Consider the following 23,347-nt stretch of genomic DNA (forward strand, 5'->3'; position numbering starts at 1 on the left):
GCTGCGCCCGCAGGGAGTTCCGCAGGCTGTTGGCGTCGTATCCCTTGTCGGCGATGAGCCGTCTCGGCGCCGACCGGGTGGCCAGAAGGCTCGGTGCGGCGGAGATGTCGGCGCTGTTCCCGGGTGTGAGCAGAAGCGCGACGGCGCGCCCGCATCCGTCTGTCAGGGCATGGATTTTCGTGGTCGGACCGCCACGCGAGCGCCCGATGCCCTGAACCTTCGCCCCCCTTTTCCGCCCTGCGCCGAGCGATGCGCTCGGACGGCGGTCGAGTCGATGCTGATTTCCTCGCCGGGATCCGCTCGAGCGACCAGTTCGGCGAAGATCCGCCCCCAGAGCCCGCGGCGGCTCCAGCGGTTGAAGCGATTGTAGACGCTGGTCGGCGGGCCATAAGCAGCAGGGCAATCCTGCCACCGACAGCCCGATTGCAGCACATGCACGATCCCGCTGATCACGCGCCTATCATCGACCCGTCGCGCGCCGGGTTGGTTACACGGCAACAGCGGCTCATCGCCGACCAAGCCCGATCCGAAAGCCAGAATACGCCTGCCATCGTCCCTCCGGTTCATTTCCAGAAGGGAATCAGACACAACACGCTTCTTCAACCGCTTGATTGAGTTTTGACCCTAGACGCTCACGCCCGCTCACGCCGGCGGCGCCAGCGCCTCCACGATCAGCGCCATGGCGAGCATGCCGGGATCGTCCATGCCGTGGCTCTTCTCGGCGAAGATGCGGGCCCGCCCGACCGTCGCCGGCCGGTCGCGGAAATCGTCGAGCGCGCCCCGCACCGCCGCGCGGGCCACCTCGGCCGCCACGCCGGGGTCGGCGACGCCGTCGAGCGCCCGCGCCACCGCGTCGAGGCTGTCGAGCACCGTCTTGCCGCCGACCTCCGCCTTGCCGCGCGCGATCATCGCATCCCGCGCCGCCGCGACGAGGCCCGCCAGCTCGGCCGTCTCGATCTCCGTCCGGCCCTTCGCAGCCTTCGCCATCGCCATCAGCCCGGTGGCGAGCAGCGTCCCGTAGGAGGAGCCGGAGGACCTGGTGAAGGCCTGCGCGCAGCGCAGCAGCGCCTGCCCGAGGTCGTCCGGCAGCTCTGGCCCCGCCTCGGCGACGAGCGCCATGCCGCGGGTCATGGTGACCCCGAGATCCCCGTCGCCGAGCGCCCCGTCCGCCGCGTTCAGCCGGTCCGCCTCCCGGTCCATCGCCGCCCGGAGCCGCCCGATGGCGGCGGCCAGCGCCGCCCGGTCGATCGTCATCGGACGCTCCAGAAGGCGCAGTCGCAGGGCGCCCGGAGGTAGCCCTCGAGCTCCTCGTCGAGCCTGATCAGCGTGAAGGACACCCCGGCCATCTCCATCGAGGTCGCGTAGCGCCCGACCAGCGGCATGACGATCTCCGCCCCCGCCGCGTCGAGCCGCGCCTTCACCACACGGTAGAGAATGTAGAGCTCCTCCGGCGGCGTCGCCCCGAGGCTGTTGACCAGGATCGAGACCCGGTCGCCCCGCTCCACCGGCCGGTCGGCGAGCAGCCGGTCCATCAGCTCGCCCGCGATGGCGTCGGCGGGGCGCAGCTTGTCGCGCCAGACCCCAGGCTCGCCGTGGATCCCCATGCCCATCTCCATCTCGTCCTCGGCGATCTCGAAGGTCGGCCGCCCGGCCTGCGGCACGGTGCAGGGCGAGAGGGCGGCGCCGACCGAGCGGCAGGCGTCGGCCGCCTTCTGCGCCACGCGCGTCACGCCCTCGAGGTCGAGCCCGGCCTCGGCGGCGGCGCCGGCGATCTTGAAGGCATAGACCATCCCGGCGACGCCCCGCCGCTTCTCCCGCTCCTCCGGCCCGGCCGAGGCCACGTCGTCGGCGAGGAGCACGGTCGTGCAGCGGATGTCCTCGAACTCGACGAGATCCCCCGCCATGTCGAAGTTCATCACGTCGCCGCCATAGTTGCCGTAGAGCCTGAGCACCCCCGACCCCCGGTCGGCGGCGCGGATCGCGTCGGCCATCTGCTCGGCCGAGGGCGAGGCGAAGACGTCGCCGATGGCGCAGGCGTCGAGCAGCCCCGTCCCGACATAGCCGGTGAAGATCGGCAGATGCCCCGAGCCCCCGCCCGAGACGATCCCGACCTTGCCCTCCGGCCCCGGCGTCGCGCGGGCGACCACCCGGTGGCTGTCGCCGTGCAGGCGGTAGAACTCGGGATGCGCGGCGACGAGCCCGTCGAGCATCTCGTCCACATAGTCGGCGGGGCGGTTCAGGATCTTCTTCATCATGTCTCCGTTCCGGGCGAGGGTTGCAGTCCGGGCTCGGCGCGGACGCGCGGCCGGGCCCGGAGCCGCGGCCAGCTGCCGGCGTTCACCACCATCACGACGAGGAGCAGCGCCCCCCAGATCAGCTCGCGGGCGAAGTTCGACACCCCGAGCATGTTGAGCCCGGAGGAGAGGAACTGCATCGACAGGACCGCCAGCACCACCCCGACGACCCGCCCGTAGCCGCCATAGGGGTTGACGCCGCCGAGCACCGCGATCAGCACCGCCAGCAGCAGATAGGACGAGCCGTAGTCCGCCTTGGCCGAATTCGCCCGGCTCATCACCACCAGCCCGGCGATGGCGGCGAGGACCCCCGAGACGGCATAGACCCGGATGAGGAGGCGGGTGACGTCGACGCCGGCGAAATGCGCCGCCAGCGGGTTGGTGCCGTACATCTGCACCTTGAGCCCGAAGCCGGTGCGGGCCAGCACGAAGGCGAGCCCGCCGGCGAGGAGCGCGAAGAGAAGGAGCGGCACCGGCACGCCGGCGAGCGTCGCGTTGCCGAGCCAGGCGGCGGCCGCCGGGAAGCCCATCACCGCCGACCCGCCGGTCAGCGCGATGGCGATGCCGGTGAAGATGAGCCCCGAGCCGAGCGTCGCGAGGATCGCTGGCAGCCCGAAGACCGCGACCGCGACGCCGTTGAAGAGCCCGGCGACGAGCCCGATGCCCCCCGCCGCCGCGAGGGCGAGCGCCAGCCAGAGGACGGCGTCGGTCCCGGTCGTGCCGGTCGCGAAGCGGGTGAGGATCAGCGCCGCGACGATCGCCGAGAGGTTGGCGATGCCGACCACCGAGAGGTCGATGCCGCCCGTCAGCATGGTGATGGTCATGGCCAGCGCGAGGATGGCGAACTCGGGGAACTGGAACGCCATCGAGGTGACGTTCTGCACCGAGAGGAAGCGGTCGGGGGCGAGGAACGACATGCCGGCGAAGATCACCAGCGTGATGACGGCGAGGCGGCCCTCCGGCGCGGCGAGCAGGCGCTTCATGCTGCCCTCGCCGCGGCGCGCTTGGCCTGCCAGGCGGGCAGGCCGGTGCCGATCAGGATGAGGATGCCGATGGCGACCGACTGCCAGGTCGAGGGGATGCCGAGGACGATCAGCGAGTTCCTGACCAGCACGATCAGCGCCACCCCGAGCAGCGTGCCGGTCAGCGTCCCGTAGCCGCCGGCCAGCCGCGCGCCCCCGAGCACCACGGCGGCGATCACCGAGAGCTCGAGCCCGACGAGGTCGAACGGATTGGCCACCCGCGCCATCGAGGCATGGATGATCCCGGCCAGCCCCGCCATCGTCCCGACATAGACATAGACGAAGAACTGCGTCGCCCGGACCGGGATGCCGATGCGCCGCGCGCTCTCCATCGAGCCGCCCATGGCGAAGATCGCCCGCCCGAGCATCGTGCGGTAGAGGATCGTCCAGGTGACGACCACCACCCCGACGAGGAAGGCGAAGGCCCAGGGCAGCGAGTAGAAGGAGCCGTCGGCGTTCGTCCCCCGCACCATCATCAGCCGCGAGAAGTCGCGCATCCCCGGCGGCAGGTTGGAGATGAGCTTCGAGCCGACGAAGGTGAGCAGGAAGCCGCGGAAGATCGAGAGGGTGCCGAGGGTGACGATCAGCGTCGGCAGCCCGAAGCCGGCGATGAAGAGCCCGTTGAAGGCGCCGAGCAGCGCCCCGATCGCCATGGCGACGAGGAAGGCCGCCCACCAGGGCAGGCCCGGCGCCCAGTTCACCAGCAGGAGCGTCGTCGTGTACATGGCGAAGGCGGCGACGGCGGTGAAGCTCACGTCGATGCCGCCCGAGACCAGGACCAGCATCGCCCCCACCGCGAAGATGCCGAGCACGATCCCGCCGCGCAGCAGGTCGGTCAGCGTCGGCATGGAGAGAAAGCCCGGGTCGACGACGGCGGCGATGGCGCAGAAGGCGAGGATGACGCCGGCGACCAGGGTCTCGTTGCGGGTGAGGTCGAGCTTCATGAGGCGAGCCTGTGGGCGAGATCGGCCTCGCTCGTGGCGGTGCCGGGCAGGTCGTCGGTGATGCGCCCCTCCTTCATCACCAGGATGCGGTGGCAGGTGGCGAGGAGCTCGGGCAGGTCGTCGGAGATCACCACGACGCCGAGGCCGCGCCCGGCGAGGTCGCGGATGATGCCGTGGATCTCGGCCTTCGAGCCGACGTCCACCCCGACCGTCGGCCCGTTGAGCAGCAGCATCCTCGGCCCGCGCGCCAGCCAGCGGGCCAGCACCACCCGCTGCTGGTTGCCGCCCGAGAGCGAGCGGACCGGCGCCGCCGGGTCGGGCGCCTTGACCGCGAGGCGGCGCAGCCACTCCTCCGCCTCGCGCCAGAGGCCGGCGACGTCGAGGAGCGGCCCCTGCGCATGCGCCTCGAGCCGGCCGATGCCGACGTTGCGGAGGATCGACTGGGTGAGGAACAGCCCCTCGGTCAGCCGGTCCTCCGGGACGTAGCCGATCCCGGCCGCGGCGGCGGCGAGCGGGTCGCCGAGCGGCACCTCGCGGCCGTCGAGCGTGACGCGGCCCGCGTCCGGGGCGACGAGCCCGAAGAGCGCCTTGGCGAGCGGGGTGCGGCCCGAGCCGAGCAGGCCGGCGATGCCGAGCACCTCGCCGGCGTGGAGCTCGAAGCCGATGTCGGCGAAGGCGCCGGCCTTGGAGAGGCCGCGCACCTCGAGGAGCCGCGGCGCGCCGTCGGCGAGCGGCGAGGGCAGCGCCTCGGCCACGTCGCGCCCGGTCATGTGCCGGGCGAGCGAGGCGGCATCGAACTCGCCCGCCGGCCCCTCGGCGACCTTGCGGCCGTTCCTGAGCACCACGACGTGCTCGCAGACCTCCAGCACCTCGGCGAGCTTGTGGCTGACGAAGAGGACGGCGACCCCGTCGGCCTTCAGCCGGCGGATGATGCCGAGCAGCACCCGCACCTCCCGCTCGGTCAGCGCGGTCGTCGGCTCGTCCATGATGATGAGCCGGGCGTCCGAGGCGAGCGCGCGGCAGATGGCGACGAGCTGCTTGTGGGCGACCGAGAGCGTCTCGACGCGCGCGTCGAGCGGGATGTCGACCCCGACCCGCTCGAGGGTCCGCGCCGCGAGCGCCCGCACCCGCCCGCGGTCGACCAGCCGGTGGCCGGCGTGGAGCTCGGCGCTGAAGCCGATGTTCTCGGCCACCGAGAGGTTCGGGAAGAGCGAGAAGTCCTGGAAGATCACCATGATCCCCGCCCCCGCCGACTGGCGCGGGGTGAGCCGCGCGAAGCTCTCGCCGGCGACGGTGATGCTCGCCTCGTCCGGCTCCTCGGCGCCGGCGAGGATCTTGATCAGCGTCGACTTGCCGCTGCCGTTCTCGCCGGCCAGCGACACCGCCTCGCCCTCGCGGATCGCGAAGCCGACGCCGTCGAGGGCGCGGATCCCGGCGTAGGTCTTCGTCACGCCCCGCATGACGATGAGGGGCTCGTCCGCCGCCGTCATGGGCGGCCGCACCCCGCCGGCGTCAACCTTCCGTCAACGACCACCCATATGCTTTCCATACGCATTCCATATGCGTTCCATACGCGATTTTTGCAGCCTTTTCAGCGGCATGCGCCGGAACCGGGCGCCATCCCGCGATTCCGGCCCCGGAAGCGCTCCCGGGGCCGGCGGCGGGTCAGAAGGGATAGTCGGCCATATTGTCCTTGTCGACGTTCACCCAGGCCTGGCCGTAGATCACCTTGCCGTCGATCTTGACGTTCTCGTAGCCCTCGAGCCCGAGATCCATCCCGTCCGTCACCTCCTCGCCGCCCATCACCATGCTGGCGAGCTTGTTCATCGCGTAGCCGGCGAGCGAAGGATCCCAGAAGCCGATCCCGTCGACCGCGCCGGTCTCGAGATACTGCCCCGCGATCGAGGGCAGCGAGGTCCCGATCACGCAGGTCTGATCCTCGAGCCCCCGCTCCTCGATCGCGAGCCCGATCCCCGCCACGTCGGTCGAGGCAGACCCTTGGAATCCCTTGACATTCGGGAACGCCCGCAGCACCTCCTGCGCCTTGGCATAGGCGTTCTGCTGATCGTCGAAGGTCTCGTTCTTGTCCCCGACCAGCGTCATGTTCGGGTACTTCTCCTTCTGGTAGGCGATCGCCCCGTCGACCCACTGGTTATGCGTCTGCGAGGTCAGCGACCCGACGAAGACCGCATACTCGCCCTCGCCCCCCATGCACGTCGCCAGCCGCTCCATCAGGTTCGCCCCGAAGGCCTCGTTCTGGAACGCCTCGATGTCCCAGTTGGTATTCTGCTGTGCCGCCGCCTCGTGGGTGATGACGGTGATCCCCTGCCCCATCGCCTTGCCCAGCACCGGCTCCAGCGCCTCCGGCGACATCGGCACCACGGCGAGCGCGTTCACCCCCTGGGCGATCATGTCCTCGATCAGCGCCACCTGCTGCTGCGGATCCGCCTGCGCCGGCCCCACCAGGAAGGCGTCCGCCCCGGTATCGGCGGCGTACTGCTTCACCCCTTCCTCCATGCGGTTGAACCACTGGATGCCGGCGATCTTCACCACGGTCGCGATCTTCGGCTTGTCCTGGGCCACCAGCGGCGCCGCCAGCGCGGCGCCGGCCACGGCCGTGCAGGCGAGAAGCTTCAGTCCGGTCTTCATTGCAGGTCCTCCCGTCGGTCCCCGCATCCCGCGGGGTTGCTGATCTCAAGGCACTATAGGCGGAACGAGGCGCCTTTCCAGCACTGGAATCTCGCCGCCTCCTGGTGACAAATGGAGGAGATCCAACGCCCGCGAGGCCCCATGCACGTGACCCCCGGCGCCAGCAACTCGGCGCTCCCCGCCCTCTACCGCACCATGCGGCGCATCCGCAGCTTCGAGGAGCGGGTGGGCGAGCTCTTCGTCCGCGGGCAGACCGCCGGCTCGATGCTCCACCTCTCGATCGGCGAGGAGGCGGCAGCGGCCGGCGTCACCGCCGCCATGGGCCCGCGCGACACCTTCACCACCCACCACCGCGGCCACGGCATCTTCCTCGCCCGCGGCGCCGACCCCGCGCGGATGATGGCCGAGATCGCCGGCAAGGAGGCCGGCTACTGCCGCGGCAAGGGCGGCTCGATGCACATCGCCGACATGGGCCTCGGCCACCTCGGGGCCAACGCCATCGTCGGCGGCGGCATCCCGGCCGTCGTCGGCGCCGGGCTCTCGGCGCGCCACCACGGCACCGGCGCGATCAGCGTCGCCTTCTTCGGCGACGGCGCGACCGGGCAGGGCATCCTCTACGAGAGCATGAACATGGCGGCGCTCTGGGGCCTGCCCGTGCTCTTCGTCTGCATCAACAACCAGTACGGCATGGGGACGCGAATCGACCAGGCGACGGCCAACACCGCGCTGCACGAGCGCGCGCTCGCCTTCGGGCTCGAGGGGGCGACGGTCGACGGCGTCGACGTCGAGGCGGTCGCGGACGCCGCGCGTACGCTCGCCGACGCCGCGCGCGCCGGGCGGCCGGGCTTTCTCGCCGTCACCTGCTACCGCTTCTACGGCCATGCCCGGAAGGACAAGTCACCCTATCGCTCGCCGGAGGAGGAGGCCGAGGGCCGCGCCCGCGACCCGCTCGCCCGTGCCCGCGCCCGTCTCCTCGAGACCGGGCTCGCGACGGAGGCCGAGCTCGAAGCGCTCGACGCCGCGGCCGACGCCGAGATGGACGCGACGATCGACTTCGCCGTCGCCGCCGGCGAGCCGCCGCTCGCCTCGATGTTCCGCGACGTCTTCGACCCAGCCGAGCCCGAGCCGGAGCCGGTGCGGGCGCGGATCGACCGCGTGCTGGCGAGGGAGTGAGGCGATGATCGAGCTCACCTACCGCGACGCGCTGCGCCAGGCGCTTGCCGACGCCATGACCGAGGATCCCGACGTCGTCGTCCTCGGCGAGGAGGTCGGCCGCTACGGCGGGGCCTACGGCGTGACCAGGGACCTCATCCGCGACTTCGGTCCCGACCGCGTCATCGACACGCCGATCTCCGAGGCCGCCATCGTCGGCGCAGCGGTCGGCGCGGCGATGACCGGCCTCAGGCCCGTCGCCGAGCTCATGTACGTCGACTTCATCGGCATGACGATGGACCAGCTCGGCAACCAGGCGGCGAAGATCCGCTACATGTTCGGCGGCCAGACCGGCGTGCCGATGGTGCTGCGGACCCAGGGCGGCACCGGCCGCTCGGCCGGCGCCCAGCACAGCCAGAGCCTCGAGGCCTATGTGATGCATACGCCCGGCCTGCGGCTCGCCATGCCGGCGACGGTCGCGGACGCCTATCACCTGCTCCGCCAGGCCATCGCCTGCCCGGATCCGGTCGTCTTCATCGAGCACAAGGCGCTCTACACCATGAAGGAGACCGTCGATCTCGCCGCCGAGCCGCCACCCTGGGGCCGGGCCGCCGTGCGCCGGGAGGGCGGCGATCTCGTTATCGTCAGCTACTCGCGCCAGCTCTACCACGCCCTCGAAGCCGCGCGGCGGCTGGCGGAGCGGGGCATCGAGGCGACGGTGATCGACCTGCGCACGCTCAACCCCCTCGACTTCGACACCATCCGCGAGCGGGTCGAGGCGATCGGCCGGGCGATGGTGGTAAGCGAGGGCGCGATGACCGCGGGCGTTGCGGCCGAACTCTCCGCCCGCATCGCCGAGGAATGCTTCGACTTCCTCGAGGATCCGGTGGTGCGCGTCGCCGGCGAGGATATCCCGATCTCCGTCTCGACCGCGCTCGAAGCCGGCTCCGTGCCCGGCCCGGAGCTGATCGCCGGGACCGCCGCGCGGATGCTCGGGGGCCGGGCATGACGCGCACGCTGGCGCTGCCCCGGCTCGGCGAGACCATGGAGGAGGCGACGGTCGTGCGCTGGCTGGTCGCGCAGGGCGACGCCTTCCGCCGCGGCCAGGCGATCGTCGAGCTCGAGACCGACAAGACCGTCGTCGAATATCCCGCGCTCGGCGACGGCGTGCTGGTGGAGATCCTCGCCGGGGAGGGGGCACGCCTCCCGGTCGGGGCCGCCCTCGCCCGCGCCACCGTCGCCGACGAGGGGGACTGGACCGAAGGCGCGCCGGCCGGAGCCGCCGAGCCGCCCTCCCCTCCCCCCGTCGAGGCGCCGAGGCCCGCGCCGGCGGGAACCAGGCTCCGGGCGACACCAGTCGCGCGCCGGCTGGCGCGGCAAGCGGGGCTTTCGCTCGACACCATCGCCGGCACCGGCAGGTGCGGCCGGATCGAGCGTCGCGACGTGGAGCGGGCCGAGGGCGCGGAGCATGGTCCCGGCCCGCGCTTCTTCGACCTACCGGGCGGCCGCATGGCCTGCGACCTCGCCGGTCCCGGGTCCGGCGAGACGACGCTTCTCCTGCACGGCTTCGCCGGCGACCGCCGCACCTGGGCGGCGACGGCGGCGATCCTCGCCCGCGCGGGGTGTCGGATCGCGGCGCCCGACCTGCCGGCGCACGGCGAGACCGGTATCGAGGCCGAGGATCCCGCGGCGATCGAGGCCGCGCTCGCCGCGCTCGCCGCCGAGCTGCCCGGCCGGCTGCGGCTGGTCGGCCACTCGCTCGGGGCGGTCGCCGCGGTCGGCCTCGCGGGGCGGCTCGGGGAGCGGGTAACCGAGCTCGTTCTCGTCTGCCCGGCCGGCGCCGGGCGCGAGATCGACCAGGGCTTCGTCGCGGGAATGGCGGCGGCGCGCACCCCGGGCGAGCTCGCCCATCTGCTGCGCCGGCTCGGGCCGAGGGGAGGCTCGCTGTCGGACGCCGCCCTCGCGGCGATGGCCGGCGAGACGGCGCGCGGCCGCCTCGCGCGCCTGGTCGACGCCTTCGTCGGCCCGCTGGGGCAGCGCACGGATATCCTCCGCCCGCTGGCCGCGCTCGCGCGCCGCCTGCCGGTGCGCGCCGTCTTCGGTACCGCGGACCGGATCGTGCCGGCGACCCATGCGCTCGCCATGCCGCCCGAGGTCGCGGTGCACTTCCTGCCGACCGGGCACATGCCGCAGTGGGACGCGCCGGCCGAGCTCGCGGCGCTCATCCTCGGGGGCAGGCCGCGCGGCTGACGGCCGGGGGCGCTGCCAAAAAGGCCGGGCGCGGGTGGCATTTGCCGTTCCATCCTCCGGCCCTTGGGCTATAACCGGCCAAAACCGCAGGGATGGGATGGCCCGGGCATGACCTCGCTCCGCCGGCAGCGCAACGTGAAGATCGTCGCGACACTCGGCCCGGCGTCGGATACCTACGAGATGATCCGGAGCCTGTTCCTCGCCGGCGCCGACGTCTTCCGGCTCAACATGAGCCACGGCACCCACGAGGACATCGCGCGCCGCCACGCGCTCGTCCGCCAGGTGGAGGCCGAGGTCGGCCGGCCGATCGGCATCCTCGCCGACCTGCAGGGGCCGAAGCTCAGGTGCGGCACCTTCGCCGCCGGTTCGGTGATGCTCGAGAAGGGGCAGCGGTTCCGCTTCGACCTCGACCCGGCCGAGGGCGACGCCAGCCGCGTCTGCCTGCCGCACCCGGAGATCTTCGCGGCGCTCGCGCCCGGCGCCACGCTGCTCGTCAACGACGGCAAGCTCCGGATGAGGGTCCTCGACTGTTCGCCCGGGCATGCCACGACCGAGGTGGTCGTCGGCGGCGAGATCTCGAACCGCAAGGGCGTCAACGTGCCCGACGTGGTGCTGCCGCTCGCGGCGCTCTCGCCCAAGGACCGGGGCGACCTCGAATTCGCCTGCAACCTCGGCATCGACTGGCTGGCGCTCTCCTTCGTGCAGCGGCCGAGCGACGTCTTCGAGGCGCGCGAGCTGGCCGACGGGCGGGCCGCTATCCTCTCCAAGATCGAGAAGCCGGCGGCGGTGAACGCCTTCGCCGAGATCCTCGAGGCTTCGGACGGGATCATGGTGGCGCGGGGCGATCTCGGGGTCGAGCTGCCGGTCCATCAGGTGCCGCCGATCCAGAAGCGGCTGACCCGCGCCTGCCGCGCCGCCGGCAAGCCGGTGATCGTGGCGACCCAGATGCTCGAGAGCATGATCTCCGCCCCCGTCCCGACCCGCGCCGAGGTCTCCGACGTCGCGACCGCGATCTACGAGGGCGTGGACGCGGTGATGCTCTCGGCTGAATCCGCCGCCGGCGACTATCCGGTGCAGGCGGTGACCACGATGAGCAACGTCGCCGAGGCGGTGGAGCAGGACGAGATCTATCGCCAGGTGATCGACGCACAGCATACCGCGGCCCACTCCGGCGTCTCCGACGCCATCACGGTCGCGGCACGCGAGGTGGCCGAGACGACGAAGGTCAAGGCGATCTGCTGCTTCAGCCACTCCGGCAAGACCGCGCTCCTCGCCGCGCGCGAGCGGCCGCGGGTGCCGATCATCGCGCTGACGCCGATGGTGGGCACCGCCCGGCGGCTGGCGCTCTCCTGGGGGCTGCACTGCGTGGTGGTGCCGGAGGTCGACCGCTTCAAGATGGCGGTGGTCAGTGCCGCCCGCGCCGCCCGCGAGGACGGCTTCGCCGCCGAGGACGACCGCATCGTCGTGACCGCCGGCATCCCGTTCGGCGTCTCCGGCTCGACCAACATCCTGCGCGTCGCCACCGCCAACGAGCGGGCGATCTACGAGGGCGGCGCCGAGGACTGAGGCGTGCCGCGAACCGGTCCGCACAGTGCGGGCTTCTGGCAACCTTCTGAAATCAATAAACAATATCCTGCGCGTTAACCACCTTTCAACCAAGGTTAATCCGTGGGGGCCTGTCGTCCTGACTCTTGCTTGACATACATACCAACCAGTCGGTATGTTATCTGCAACCAGAAGGAATCGCCCGGAATGCCGCCGCAGAAGGACGCCCGCACCAAGCTTCTCGACGCCGCGATGGCCGTGATCCGCGGCAAGGGCTTCGCCGCCACCTCGGTCGACGAGCTCTGCCAGACGGCCGGCGTCACCAAGGGCGCCTTCTTCCACCACTTCCGCTCCAAGGAGGAGCTCGGCGTCGCCGTGGCGAAGCATTTCGGCGAGATGGCGGCTGGCCTCTTCGCTACCGCGCCCTACCAGACGATGACGGACCCGCTCGACCGGCTCCTCGCCTACGTCGACTTCCGCACCGCGATCCTCGCGGGGGAGATCCCGGAATACACCTGCCTGCTCGGCACCATGGTGCAGGAGGCCTACGCCACCCATCCGGCGATCCGCGCGGCCTGCGAGCGCGAGATCACCGGCCATGCGCTGACGCTCGCGCCGGACATCGCGGCCCTCCTCGCCCGTCAGGGGCGGAGCGACATCGACCCCGCGGGGCTCGCTCTCCACATCCAGGGCGTGCTGCAGGGGGCCTTCATCCTCGCCAAGGCCACCGGCGATGCGCGGGTCGCCGCCGACAGCCTTGGCCATCTCCGCCGCTACCTCACATTGCTCTTCGAAACCCAACCGCAAAGGAAGGCGCTGCCATGAGCTATGTCGACGGATTCGTCCTGGCGGTCCCCACCGCCAACCGCGAGGCCTACCGCAAGTACGCCGCGGAGGCGCTCGTCATCTTCAAGGAGCACGGCGCGACCCGCTGCGTCGAATGCTGGGGCGACGAGGTGCCGGACGGCAAGGTTACCTCCTTCCCCATGGCGGTGAAGCGCAAGGACGACGAGACCGTGGTCTTCTCCTGGATCGAATGGCCCGACAAGGAGACCCGCGACACCGGCATGAAGAAGGTCATGGAAGACCCGCGCATGCCGCAGGACATGAAGGGCGCGCCCTTCGACGGCATGCGGATGGTCTACGGCGGCTTCACGCCCCTCGTCGACGTCTGAGAGTCCTCTGCGAAACGGCCCGGGCGCAGACCGGGCACGCGTGCCCAACCTGGCAACATACTGGAATATATGTATTTATCCGGACAGAGTAACCACTTGCTGACGAAGGTTAACGGCGCGGCGCCCCTTCTGCTGAGGTCTCTCTGAGGCCCGGCCGCCGCCCCGACGTCACCTGCGGCGGCGACCGCGAGCGTCGCCGGGATCGGCGGGCAAGGGAGGACGTGATGCAGACCGCAGAGTCCAGGGTCGTCATCGAGATGAGCATGTCCCTCGACGGGTTCGTCGCGGGGCCGGACGACGGAGAGGAGTTTCCCAACGGTCGCGACGGCATCAAGCATGTCTTCGGCTGGCTTTCGAACGCCCAGGAGGAGGGCGGCGCCAACAAGGCCGAGGTCGACCGGATGCATGCCCGGTCCGGCGCCTTCATCTTCGGGCGGCGGACCTACGACATCACCGGCGGCTGGGGCGGATCGCACCCGCTGACGGGCGTTCCGCTCTTCATCCTCACCCACCATCCGCCGGATCCCGAAACGGTCCCCAAGGGTCGCTCGAGGATCGTCTTCGTCACGGACGGCATCGAAAGCGCGGTAAGCCGGGCCAAGGCGGCGGCCGGCGGCAAGGACGTCCTGCTGTGCGGCGCGTCCCCCTGCCAGCAGGCATTGGATGCCGGCGTGGTCGACGAGGTGATGATCCACCTCGCGCCCAGCCTGATCGGCAGCGGCGTGCGCCTGTTCGAAGGGTTCAAGGGACCGATCGCCCTGGAAAAGCTGTCTGCGACCGACGGCCCGCTCGCGACCCACATCCGCTACCGCGTCATCAAGGACTGACGGCTGCCGAAGGAGGACAGCATGCAGAAGATCACCCCCCATCTCTGGTACGACAGCGATGCCGAGACCGCGGCGCGCACCTATGTCGACCTCGTTGCCGGCTCCGCCATCGGCTCGGTCGTGCGCTACCCGGAAGCCGGGCGCGAGATCCACGGCCGCGAGCCCGGCAGCGTGATGACCGTCGAGTTCCGCCTCGGCGACACCGGTCTGATCGCGCTGAATGGCGGCCCGCTTTTCCAGTTCACCCACGCCGGTTCGCTCTTCGTCACCCTCGAGGACAGGGCGGCCGTCGACCGCCTGTGGGAGGGCCTGATCGAGGGCGGCCGCGAGCTCATGCCGCTCGACCGCTACGAGTGGGGCGAGCACTATGGCTGGCTGGCCGACCGCTGGGGGCTGAGCTGGCAGGTCTGCCTCGGCAGCCGCGCCGCGGCCGGGCGCACCATCACCCCGAGCCTCCTCTTCGGCGGCGAGGCCGCCGGCCGGGCGCAGGAGGCGATCGACCTCTACGCCTCCGCGCTCGGTGCGAGACTCGAGAGCGTCATGCGCCACGACGGCAGCGGCAGGGACCCCGCCGGAGGCGTCCGGCACGCGCGGCTCACGATCGACGGCCAGCCCCTCACCATCATGGAGAGCGTCACCTCGGAGGCTCCCTTCACCGAGGCCTTCTCGCTGCTCGTCAACTGCGAGGACCAGGCCGAGATCGACCGCCTCTGGTCGGCGCTCTCGGCGGTGCCCGAGGCAGAGGCCTGCGGCTGGCTGAAGGACCGCTTCGGGGTCTCCTGGCAGATCGCCCCGCGGGCGCTCGGGGAGATGATGACCTCGGGCGACCGCGCCGGCGTCGAGCGCCTCACCGCCGCCTTCATGAAGATGAAGAAGCTCGACCTCGCGACACTCGAGCGCGCCTTCGCCGGGGCGGCCGTCGTCGACAGCTAGCGGGGCCGGAGGGGCCCGCGCCCGCACCACCTGAAAGGAGAGAGATCATGTCCGTCACCCCCTGCCTCTGGTTCAACGGCAACGCCGAGGAGGCCGTGAACTTCTACGTCTCGCTGATCCCGAACTCGCGGATCGTGTCCGTCGCGCGCAACACAGAGGCGACCGGCAACCCCGGCACCGTCCTCCTCATCGTCTTCGAACTCGACGGCCGCAGCTATCAGGCGCTGAACGGCGGGATGGATTTCCCCTTCACCGAGGCGGTCTCGCTCTCGGTCGCCTGCGACAGCCAGGAGGAGATCGACCGGATATGGGCGCGCCTCGCCGAGGGCGGCAGGGAAGTGAAGTGCGGCTGGGTCAAGGACCGCTTCGGCCTGCCGTGGCAGGTCGCGCCGCGCCGGATCCCGGAATGGATCTCGGGCGACCCGGCGGCGGCCGACCGGGTGATGACCGAGGTGATGCGGATGGTGAAGCTCGACATCGCGACGCTCGAGCGGGCCTGGCGCGGCGAGGCGGCGCACGCCTGAGAGGCGCTTGCCTTCGAGGCACGGGAAGCCTATAAGCCCGCGCTCCACCGACGTGCCCGGCGAACACGGGCTGCCGCGGCGCGTCCGAACCTCTTGAAGGAGAGCGAAATGCCCAAGATGAAGACCAAGTCGGGCGCCAAGAAGCGCTTCAAGGTCACGGCCACCGGCCGCATCCTCGTCGCCCAGGCCGGCAAGCGGCACGGGATGATCAAGCGGTCGACCAAGTTCATCCGCCAGGCCCGCGGCACCACGACCCTCTCGGCCCCGGACGAGAAGATCGTGAAGTCCTACATGCCCTACGCGCGCTGAGGAGGCCCGAGAGATGTCCCGAGTCACCGCTGGTCCGGCGAGCCACGCCCGCCACCGCAAGATCATCAAGCAGGCCAAGGGCTACTACGGCGCCCGCTCCACCAACTACCGCACCGCCAAGCAGGCCGTCGACAAGGCGCTGCAGTATGCGACGCGCGACCGCAAGGTGCGCAAGCGGCAGTTCCGGGCGCTGTGGATCCAGCGCATCAACGCCGCCGTGCGCGAGCACGACGCGAACCTCACCTACTCGCGGCTGATCGACGGCATGAACAAGGCCGGCATCGAGGTCGACCGCAAGGTGCTCGCCGACCTCGCGGTGCGCGAGCCGGCCGCCTTCGGCGCCATCGTCGACCAGGCGAAGGCCGCGCTGGCCTGATCCCCTGGCCTGATCCCCGCCGGGGCCGGCGTCCGCGCCGGTCCCTCGCTTGCAATCCCGGGCCCTTGTGGTAGGCGTCTGCCCGGATTTGGGGGCGAGACCTTGGACGACATCACCGGCCTGCGCGAGAAGTACCTGACCGCCATCGACGCCGCCGGCGACGAGGCCGGCCTCGAGGAGGTGCGGCTGGCGGCACTCGGCAAGAAGGGCGAGGTCTCGGCGCTGATGCGCGGCCTCGGCGCCATGTCGCCCGAGGAGCGGCAGACCGCCGGGCCGGCGCTGAACGCGCTCAAGGACGACCTCGCCGAGGCGATCGCCCAGGCCCGCGCCCGTCTCGCCGACGCCGCGCTCGACGCGCGGGTCGCCGGCGAGTGGGCCGACGTGACGCTGCCGCCGCGCCCGACGGCGGAGGGCACCATCCACCCGGTCAGCCAGGTGATGGAAGAGATCACCGCGATCTTCGCCGACCTCGGCTTCGCCGTCGCCGAGGGGCCGGAGGTGGAGAGCGACTGGTACAATTTCGACGCGCTCAACATCCCGCCCGAGCATCCGGCGCGGCAGGAGCACGACACTTTCTACATGGCGCGCTCGGGCGGCGACAACCGCCCGCCGCACGTTCTGCGCACCCACACCTCGCCGGTGCAGATCCGCGCGATGGAGAGGGAGGGCGTGCCGATCCGGGTCATCGCGCCGGGGCGGGTCTACCGCGCCGACTACGACCAGACGCACACGCCGATGTTCCACCAGGTCGAAGGCCTCGCCATCGACCGCGACATCTCGATGGCGAACCTCAAGTGGGTTCTCGAGGAGTTCTGCCGGGCGTTCTTCGAGGTGGACGGCGTCGAGCTCAAGTTCCGCGCCTCGCACTTCCCCTTCACCGAGCCCTCGGCCGAGGTCGACATCCGCTGCTCCTTCGCCGGCGGCCAGCTCCGGATCGGCGAAGGCGACGACTGGCTCGAGATCCTCGGCTCCGGCATGGTGCACCCCAAGGTGCTGGCCGCCGCCGGCGTCGATCCGGAGGAGTGGCAGGGCTTCGCCTTCGGCATGGGCATCGACCGGCTGGCAATGCTCAAGTACGGCATCCCCGACCTCCGCAGCTTCTTCGACAGCGATCTGCGCTGGCTCCGCCACTACGGCTTCCTGCCGCTCGACGTTCCGACGCTCCCGGGCGGCATCAGCCGCTAGGCGCGCCGCGCGCCGGCACGGCGGGCTGGCGCGCGGCTCACTCGCCGCGGCGGACGTCGAGCACGGTCAGCCGGCGCTCCTCGCCCTCGCGGGTCTCCCAGCCGATCGAGGCGCCGGACCGCAGGCCGATTAGCGCGGCGCCGATCGGGGTCAGCACCGAGACGCGGCCGGCGGCGATGTTGGCGTCGGCCGGCAGCACGATCGTCACGGTCTGCTCGCGGCCGGTCACCTCGTCGCGGAAGCGCACGGCGGAGCCGATGTTCACGACGTCCCCCGGCATCTCCGCCGAGGGCAGAACGGTGGCGCGCGCAACCTCGCGCATCAGCCGGTCGCCGAGTTCCGCCGCCGGGCCGCGCATCGCGGTGGCGGCCAGCGACTCGAGGCGCTCGCTGTAAGCCGCGTCGAGCACGATCGGCGGCTCGGGCGGCGTGGTCGCGACATGGGACATGGAAACTCCTCCTGGCAATTCCTTCCGCCTCTCCGGGCGGGCATGATGTCTTGGATGGTCGGCCCGGGCGCGGCCCGGGCGTGCACGGACCTCAGCGCGCCCGGGTAATCGGGCGGATCAGGAGCGGCCTTGCCGAAGCGCAGCCGCAGATGTCGCGGTTCTCGTGCATGGTTTAGAGCTAGGGAGCCGCCCGGCCCGCGTCAAGCCTCACGTCTCGAGCGCCGGCGGAAGCTCGGCCGGCCGCGCCGCCGGCTCCTCGAAGAGCCGTTCGACGTCGAAGGTCGAGCAGCGCCCGATGCTGTCGAAATGCTCGCGCAGCCAGAGGTCCGCCCAGCGCCGCCCGCGGTCGAAGAGCTCGCGCAGGTAGCCCCATTCGGCGTTGAGCTTGCTCGAGGCGGCGAGGTCCTGCACCTCCTCGTCGACGTGCACGAGATGGAGGTAGAGCTGGCCCGTGCCGGCCGCCTCGAGTTCCGGCGCCAGCGCCGAGGCCCGCCGCAGCAGCGCCAGCGTCCGCAGCTCCTTGACCAGGCTGGTGTTGAAGCTGATCTCGTTCGCCCGGTTGATGATGTCGCGCGCGGTCCGCGGCAGCGCCCGGCGGTGGATCGGGTTGATCTGCACGATGAGGATGTCGGGGCTCGCCGTGTTGGTGATCAGCGGATAGAGCGCGGGGTTGGCCGAGAAGCCGCCGTCCCAATAGGCCTCGCCGTCGATCTCGACCGCCTTGTACATCTGCGGGAGGCAGGCCGAGGCCAGCACCGTCTCGGCCGTGATCGCGCCGGTGTCGAAGACGCGCGGCAGCCCGGTCCGGACGTTGGTGGCGTTGATGTGGGTCGCGATCCCGCCCGGCGCGTTGACCCGGTCGAAGTCCACCCGCGCGACCAGGAGGTCGCGCAGCGGGTTGAGGTCGAGCGGGTTGAGCTCGTAGGGCGAGAAGAGCCGGCCGATCCCCTCCATCATCAGGTAGCCCGGCGAGCGGTCGAGGCTGTAGCGGCCGGCCATCCGGTCCCACCAGGTGCGCTGCGCCGGCGAGAAGCGCGCCGCGTCGCTGACCGCCTTCCAGAAGGCTGCGAGCGCCGCCCGCGCGCCTTCCCGCCCGCCGGCGGCGAAGCCGTCCGCCAGGACCACCGCGTTCATCGCGCCGGCGCTGGTGCCGCTGGTCTCGACGATCGCGATGCGCTCGTCCTCGAGCAGCCGGTCGAGCACGCCCCAGGTCAGCGCGCCGTGCGAGCCGCCGCCCTGCAGCGCCAGATTGAGCGGCTTGGCGGGCGCCGCAGGCTTTCCCATGCGAGTCTCCGAGATGCTTCCGGCCGCGTCGGGCGGGCGGGGCAGGATAGCGGCGCCGGGGACCGGTTGCCAAGACCGGCCGGCCGGGGCAGGCTCGCGTCCGTGAAGCATCGGGGAGGAGGATGACGTCATGGCCTTCATGCTCAAGATCCGCTGGGAGATCTCGCCCGGCAAGGTCGCGGACTTCCAGCGCAACCAGCAGGCGCTCGCCCACGTGATGCTGGAGCACCCCGGGGTCATCGCCTACCATGCGGAATATCCGGCCGAGGGGGTCAGCGAATGGGTCGAGATCTATGCGACCGACGCCGCCTTCCGGGCGCATCTCGAGAATTCCAAGGGCAAGGCCCCGCTCGCGGCGCTGGTCGGCGATTGCGACAGGATCGTCTGCCGCTGCTTCGGCGAGCCGGACGCCGCCTCGCGCGAGATCCTCAAGGGCTTCGGCACCAGCTACCATGCGACCGCTCCGGAGGCCTTCGTCCTCAACCCGCGGGCCGACCGGGACTCGCCCGTCTGACATGCCGGGCACGGGGTGGGCACGCGTGCCCACTTCGTCATGCCTTTGTTTTCGCTTGACTATCAAATTTTTGTTAACCGGATCGCAAGCATCGTTAACGTGCCCGGGCGCGGTTCGGCCGGGGCCTCGGCCCGGTTTTCGGGGCTTTTCCTCGGTGCCGCCTTGGCCTAGATCGACGCGACCGCCGACTGCAGGACGCGCCCGATGAAGTTCACCCTCGCCTGGCTCAAGGAGCACCTCGAGACTTCCGCCACGCTCGAGGAGATCACCTTTGCGCTGACCGACCTCGGGCTCGAGGTCGAGGGCGTGACGAACCCGGCCGAGGCGCTCGCCGCCTTCACCGTCGGCGAGGTGCTCGAGGCCGTGCCGCATCCCGATGCCGACAAGCTGCGGGTCTGCCGGGTGATGACCGCCGACGGCGAGAAGCAGATCGTCTGCGGGGCCCCGAACGCGCGCGCCGGGATCAAGGTGGTGGTCTCCAAGCCCGGCGACTACATCCCCGGCATCGACACCACGATCAAGGTCGGCAAGATCCGCGGCGTCGAGAGCCACGGCATGATGCTGTCCGAGCGGGAGATGCAGCTCTCCGACGCCCATACCGGCATCGTCGAGCTCGACCCCGAGGCGCCGGTCGGCGCGCGCTACATCGACGTCGTCCCGTTCGATCCGGTCATCGACGTCGCGATCACCCCCAACCGCCCCGACGCGCTCGGCGTCGCCGGCATCGCCCGCGACCTCGCCGCCCGCGGGCTCGGGCGGCTCGTCACCCCGCCGGTCGAGCCGGTGCCGGGGGCCTTCCCCTGTCCGGTCGCCGTCTATCTGGCGCCCGACGTCGCCGGCGAGGCCTGCCCGCTCTTCGTCGGCCGGATGATCCGCGGGGTCCGGAACGGCCCCTCGCCCGAGTGGCTGCAGGAGCGGCTGCGCGCCATCGGCCTCCGGCCGATCTCGGCGCTCGTCGACATCACCAACTTCGTCACCTACGACCGCAACCGGCCGCTGCACGTCTTCGACGCGAAGAAGCTCAACGGGCCGATCACCGTCCGCCTCGCCCGGCCGGGCGAGACGATCCACACCCTCGACGGCAAGGACTATGCCTTCGACGGCTCGGAGACGGTGATCTGCGACGCCACCGGCCCGGACGGGATCGGCGGCATCAAGGGCGGCATGCGCACCAGCGCCACCGAGGAGACGACCGACGTCTTCATCGAGGCGGCCTATTTCGACCCGGTCCGCACCGCCCGCACCGGGCGGCGGCTGAAGGTCGCCTCGGACGCCCGCTACCGCTTCGAGCGCGGCGTCGATCCGGCCTTCACGCCGGTGGGCATGGAGCTCGCGACCCGCCTGGTGCTCGACCTCTGCGGCGGCGAGCCCTCCGAGGTGGTGGTGGCGGGCGCCGTCCCCGACACGCGGCGCAGCTACCGCTTCGACCCGGAGCGGATCACCCGCCTCGTCGGCATGGAGATCCCCGAGGCCGAGCAGGCGCGCATCCTGGCCGCGCTCGGCTTCGCGGTCAGCGGCCGCGAGGTGGTGCCGCCGAGCTGGCGGCCCGACATCCAGGGCGAGGCCGATCTCGTCGAGGAGGTCGCCCGCGTCGCCTCGCTGGCGAAGCTCGAGGGGCGTCCGCTCGCCCGCCCCGCCGGCGTGGCGCGGCCGATCCTCACCGCCGCCCAGCGGCGCGAGGGGCGGGTGCGGCGGGCGATCGCCGCGCTCGGCTTCAACGAGGCGGTCACCTACAGCTTCATCGACCGGGCGGCGGCCGAGCTCTTCGGCGGCGGCGACGAGGCGGTGCGGCTCGAGAACCCGATCAGCTCGGAGATGAGCCACCTCAGGCCGGACCTGCTGCCCGGGCTGCTGCGCGCCGCGGCCCGCAACCAGGCCCGCGGCTTCACCGACCTCGCCCTCTTCGAGATCGGCCAGACCTTCCCGGGCGGCGAGCCGGGCGAGCAGCGTCCGCAGGCGGCGGGGCTGCGCACCGGTGCCACCGCGCCGCGCAACCCGCAGGGCACCCGCCGGCCGGTCGACCTCTGGGACGCCCGCGCCGACGCCGAGGCGGCGCTGGCGTCGGCCGGCGCGCCGGCGACCCTCATCCTGCAGCGGAACGCGCCGGCCTGGTTCCATCCCGGCCGCTCGGCGACGCTGTCGCTCGGGCACAAGACCCGCCTCGCCGCCTTCGGCGAGCTGCATCCGCGCGTCCTCGCCGCGCTCGACGTGAAGGGCCCGGCCGTCGCCTTCACCCTCCACCTCGAGGCGCTGCCCGAGCCGCGCGGCCGCGGCGCGACCCGCCCGCCGCTCCGGGCGTCCGACCTGCAGCCGGTCGAGCGCGACTTCGCCTTCGTGCTCGACGCGCGCACCGAGGCGGAGGCGGTGCTGAAGGCCGCCCGCGCCGCCGACAAGGCGCTGATCGCCTCGGTCAGCGTCTTCGACGTCTTCGCCGGGCCGAAGGCCGAGGCGCAGATGGGGGTGGGCAAGAAGTCGCTCGCCATCGCCGTGCGGCTGCAGCCGACGACCGCGACCCTGACCGAGGCGGAGATCGAGGCGGTGTCGCGGCGCGTGGTCGAGAGCGTCACGCGGGCGACCGGCGGAACCCTGCGCAGCTGACGGGTTGCTCCGGGCGGTCCGCCGCGCTAGCTAGGTTCGCCGGAACGAACGCGGAGACGACGGGATGCTGAAGGAATTTCGCGAGTTCATCGCCCGCGGCAACGTCATGGACCTCGCCGTCGGCATCATCATCGGCGCGGCCTTCACCTCCATCGTCAACAGCATCGTCGACGACCTGATCAACCCGATCATCGGCTTCATCGTCGGCGGCATCGACTTCTCCGACCTCGCGTTCCGCTTCGGCGAGGGCGAGCATGTCGCCACGCTCCGCTACGGCGCCTTCATCACCGCGGTCATCAACTTCCTGATCATCGCCTGGGTGGTCTTCCTGCTGGTCAAGGGGGTCAACCGGGTCCGGGCCATGGTCGACACCAGCGAGAAGCCGCAGGAGACGCCGGCCGGGCCGACCCAGGAGGAGGTGCTGATCGAGATCCGCGACATCCTCCGCGACCGCGCCGCGCCGCTTCCCCCGCCCTCGGCCGGCTGACACCGAAGGCCGGCTCAGCCCTCGACCGGGGCGGCGGCGATCCACCAGGCCGGGTACGTCCGGCGCAGGGCGTCGGCGGCCGCGAGGGCCGGGGCCTCGGCGGCGAAGAGGCCGAAGCAGGTGGCGCCGGTGCCCGACATGCGCGCGAGGCGGCAGCCGGGCTGCGCCGCCAGCGCTGCCAGCGTCTCGCGGATCACCGGGGCGGCGGCGACGGCAGGCGGCTCGAGGTCGTTCCGCCCGGCGGCCAGCCAGTCGAAGAGCGCCGCGGCGTCGGCCAGCGCCGGGGGGTCGGGCATCGGCGGGTTGCTGCGCGAGGCGAGGCCGGCGAAGACGGCGGCGGTCGAGAGCGGCACGCCGGCATTGGCCAGCACGATCCAGAAGGGCGGCAGCGCCAGCGGCGCGAGTTCCTCGCCGATGCCGGTCATGCGGCAGGCCCGGCCGGCGAGGCAGACCGGTAGGTCGGCGCCGATGGCGAGGACGGCGTCGGGCGGCGGCAGCTCCACCTGCCAGAGGCGCGCGAGCAGGCGCAGCGTCGCCGCGGCGTCGGCCGAGCCGCCGCCGATGCCGCTCGCGACCGGCAGCGACTTGGTGAGGCGGATCGCCGCCCCGCGGCCGGCGGCGAGAAGCCAGGCCGCGCGCAGCACGAGGTTGTCGGGCCCCGCGCTCAGCTCGCGCGCGAAGGGGCCGCCGATCGCCAGCGAGAGGCCGGCGGCCGGCTCGGCCTCGACGAGATCGCGGTCATCGCCGTCACCGTGCTGATGACCGTTGCGCTCTACTTCTACTTCAACCGCACCAAGCTCGGCGTCGCCATGCAGGCCTCGTCGCAGAACC

Annotated in this window: 24 protein-coding genes and 1 pseudogene; 15 read left to right on the forward strand and 10 right to left on the reverse strand. The window is 71.7% G+C overall.

What is annotated here, in order from left to right; genetic code table 11:
• The 7 genes and pseudogenes from Q0112_RS10175 to Q0112_RS10205 form a co-directional block, all read right to left on the reverse strand.
• Positions 1–551: pseudogene (locus Q0112_RS10175) on the reverse strand (IS5 family transposase); the annotation flags it as partial.
• 91 nt (positions 552–642) lie between these two features.
• Positions 643–1,254, reverse strand: a complete 612-nt coding sequence (locus tag Q0112_RS10180; protein ID WP_297974774.1) for a dihydroxyacetone kinase subunit L — start codon at positions 1,252–1,254, stop codon at positions 643–645.
• Entirely contained in the window at positions 1,251–2,252 is a 1,002-nt protein-coding gene (locus tag Q0112_RS10185) for a dihydroxyacetone kinase subunit DhaK (protein ID WP_349770563.1), read from the reverse strand. The genes Q0112_RS10180 and Q0112_RS10185 overlap by 4 nt, the downstream gene beginning before the upstream one ends.
• On the reverse strand, positions 2,252–3,277 hold the full coding sequence (locus Q0112_RS10190; RefSeq protein WP_297974779.1) for an ABC transporter permease: 1,026 nt from the start codon (positions 3,275–3,277) through the stop codon (positions 2,252–2,254). The genes Q0112_RS10185 and Q0112_RS10190 overlap by 1 nt, the downstream gene beginning before the upstream one ends.
• Entirely contained in the window at positions 3,274–4,260 is a 987-nt protein-coding gene (locus tag Q0112_RS10195; RefSeq protein ID WP_297974781.1) for an ABC transporter permease, read from the reverse strand. Before Q0112_RS10195 ends, Q0112_RS10190 begins: the two co-directional genes overlap by 4 nt.
• Positions 4,257–5,762, reverse strand: a complete 1,506-nt coding sequence (locus tag Q0112_RS10200; RefSeq protein ID WP_297974783.1) for a sugar ABC transporter ATP-binding protein — start codon at positions 5,760–5,762, stop codon at positions 4,257–4,259. The genes Q0112_RS10195 and Q0112_RS10200 overlap by 4 nt, the downstream gene beginning before the upstream one ends.
• Positions 5,763–5,925: 163 nt before the next feature.
• Positions 5,926–6,909 carry an autoinducer 2 ABC transporter substrate-binding protein gene (locus tag Q0112_RS10205; RefSeq protein WP_297974786.1) on the reverse strand — a complete coding sequence of 328 codons (984 nt, stop codon included), beginning with the start codon at positions 6,907–6,909 and terminating at the stop codon, positions 5,926–5,928.
• 141 nt (positions 6,910–7,050) lie between these two features.
• Between Q0112_RS10205 and Q0112_RS10210 the strand changes: the two genes are divergently transcribed.
• From Q0112_RS10210 to pheS, 12 genes are all read left to right on the forward strand, one after another.
• The gene (locus Q0112_RS10210; RefSeq protein WP_297974789.1) at positions 7,051–8,082 is read left to right on the forward strand and encodes a thiamine pyrophosphate-dependent dehydrogenase E1 component subunit alpha; all 1,032 of its coding nucleotides are present in this window, start codon (positions 7,051–7,053) and stop codon (positions 8,080–8,082) included.
• A 4-nt stretch (positions 8,083–8,086) separates the two neighbouring features.
• Positions 8,087–9,070 (forward strand): alpha-ketoacid dehydrogenase subunit beta, encoded by a 984-nt coding sequence (locus Q0112_RS10215; protein WP_297974791.1) that lies wholly within the window; start codon positions 8,087–8,089, stop codon positions 9,068–9,070.
• Positions 9,067–10,311 (forward strand): alpha/beta fold hydrolase, encoded by a 1,245-nt coding sequence (locus tag Q0112_RS10220; RefSeq protein ID WP_297974794.1) that lies wholly within the window; start codon positions 9,067–9,069, stop codon positions 10,309–10,311. Before Q0112_RS10215 ends, Q0112_RS10220 begins: the two co-directional genes overlap by 4 nt.
• Positions 10,312–10,419: 108 nt before the next feature.
• Positions 10,420–11,877 carry a pyruvate kinase gene (gene pyk / locus Q0112_RS10225; RefSeq protein ID WP_297974796.1) on the forward strand — a complete coding sequence of 486 codons (1,458 nt, stop codon included), beginning with the start codon at positions 10,420–10,422 and terminating at the stop codon, positions 11,875–11,877.
• A gap of 186 nt (positions 11,878–12,063) precedes the next feature.
• Positions 12,064–12,681 (forward strand): TetR/AcrR family transcriptional regulator, encoded by a 618-nt coding sequence (locus Q0112_RS10230; protein ID WP_297974799.1) that lies wholly within the window; start codon positions 12,064–12,066, stop codon positions 12,679–12,681.
• Positions 12,678–13,031, forward strand: coding sequence for a DUF1428 domain-containing protein (locus Q0112_RS10235; protein ID WP_297974801.1), 354 nt, complete (start codon positions 12,678–12,680; stop codon positions 13,029–13,031). Before Q0112_RS10230 ends, Q0112_RS10235 begins: the two co-directional genes overlap by 4 nt.
• 224 nt (positions 13,032–13,255) lie before the next feature.
• Positions 13,256–13,858 (forward strand): dihydrofolate reductase family protein, encoded by a 603-nt coding sequence (locus Q0112_RS10240; protein ID WP_297974804.1) that lies wholly within the window; start codon positions 13,256–13,258, stop codon positions 13,856–13,858.
• A gap of 21 nt (positions 13,859–13,879) precedes the next feature.
• Positions 13,880–14,791 (forward strand): VOC family protein, encoded by a 912-nt coding sequence (locus Q0112_RS10245; RefSeq protein WP_297974806.1) that lies wholly within the window; start codon positions 13,880–13,882, stop codon positions 14,789–14,791.
• A gap of 47 nt (positions 14,792–14,838) precedes the next feature.
• Positions 14,839–15,315, forward strand: a complete 477-nt coding sequence (locus Q0112_RS10250) for a VOC family protein (RefSeq protein WP_297974809.1) — start codon at positions 14,839–14,841, stop codon at positions 15,313–15,315.
• Between the two features lie 108 nt (positions 15,316–15,423).
• Positions 15,424–15,624, forward strand: coding sequence for a 50S ribosomal protein L35 (rpmI, locus tag Q0112_RS10255; protein WP_297974812.1), 201 nt, complete (start codon positions 15,424–15,426; stop codon positions 15,622–15,624).
• A gap of 13 nt (positions 15,625–15,637) precedes the next feature.
• Positions 15,638–16,000 carry a 50S ribosomal protein L20 gene (rplT, locus tag Q0112_RS10260; RefSeq protein ID WP_297974814.1) on the forward strand — a complete coding sequence of 121 codons (363 nt, stop codon included), beginning with the start codon at positions 15,638–15,640 and terminating at the stop codon, positions 15,998–16,000.
• Between the two features lie 102 nt (positions 16,001–16,102).
• Positions 16,103–17,185, forward strand: coding sequence for a phenylalanine--tRNA ligase subunit alpha (gene pheS, locus Q0112_RS10265; RefSeq protein WP_297974816.1), 1,083 nt, complete (start codon positions 16,103–16,105; stop codon positions 17,183–17,185).
• 37 nt (positions 17,186–17,222) lie between these two features.
• Here the strand turns inward: pheS and rnk are convergent, their stop codons facing one another.
• Together rnk and Q0112_RS10275 are read right to left on the reverse strand one after the other, a co-directional pair.
• A complete protein-coding gene (gene rnk / locus Q0112_RS10270) occupies positions 17,223–17,633 on the reverse strand; it encodes a nucleoside diphosphate kinase regulator (protein WP_297974817.1) in 411 nt (136 codons plus the stop codon).
• 207 nt (positions 17,634–17,840) lie between these two features.
• The gene (locus Q0112_RS10275) at positions 17,841–18,917 is read right to left on the reverse strand and encodes a patatin-like phospholipase family protein (RefSeq protein WP_297974818.1); all 1,077 of its coding nucleotides are present in this window, start codon (positions 18,915–18,917) and stop codon (positions 17,841–17,843) included.
• 130 nt (positions 18,918–19,047) lie between these two features.
• Here Q0112_RS10275 and Q0112_RS10280 point away from each other — a divergent pair, with 130 nt between their 5' ends.
• The 3 genes from Q0112_RS10280 to mscL all read left to right on the forward strand — a co-directional run bounded on the left by Q0112_RS10280 (position 19,048) and on the right by mscL (position 22,516).
• Positions 19,048–19,431: an antibiotic biosynthesis monooxygenase gene (locus tag Q0112_RS10280; protein ID WP_297974821.1), complete on the forward strand. Its 384-nt coding sequence runs from the start codon at positions 19,048–19,050 to the stop codon at positions 19,429–19,431.
• Positions 19,432–19,635: 204 nt separating this feature from the next.
• Entirely contained in the window at positions 19,636–22,029 is a 2,394-nt protein-coding gene (gene pheT / locus Q0112_RS10285) for a phenylalanine--tRNA ligase subunit beta (protein WP_297974824.1), read from the forward strand.
• Between the two features lie 64 nt (positions 22,030–22,093).
• A complete protein-coding gene (gene mscL / locus Q0112_RS10290) occupies positions 22,094–22,516 on the forward strand; it encodes a large-conductance mechanosensitive channel protein MscL (protein WP_297974827.1) in 423 nt (140 codons plus the stop codon).
• Between the two features lie 14 nt (positions 22,517–22,530).
• On the opposite strand, the gene Q0112_RS10295 is transcribed toward mscL, so the two are convergent.
• The gene (locus tag Q0112_RS10295; RefSeq protein ID WP_297974829.1) at positions 22,531–23,343 is read right to left on the reverse strand and encodes a 4-(cytidine 5'-diphospho)-2-C-methyl-D-erythritol kinase; all 813 of its coding nucleotides are present in this window, start codon (positions 23,341–23,343) and stop codon (positions 22,531–22,533) included.
• Positions 23,344–23,347 lie beyond the last annotated feature (4 nt).

The organism is uncultured Amaricoccus sp. (assembly GCF_937858865.1).
Lineage (GTDB): Bacteria > Pseudomonadota > Alphaproteobacteria > Rhodobacterales > Rhodobacteraceae > Amaricoccus.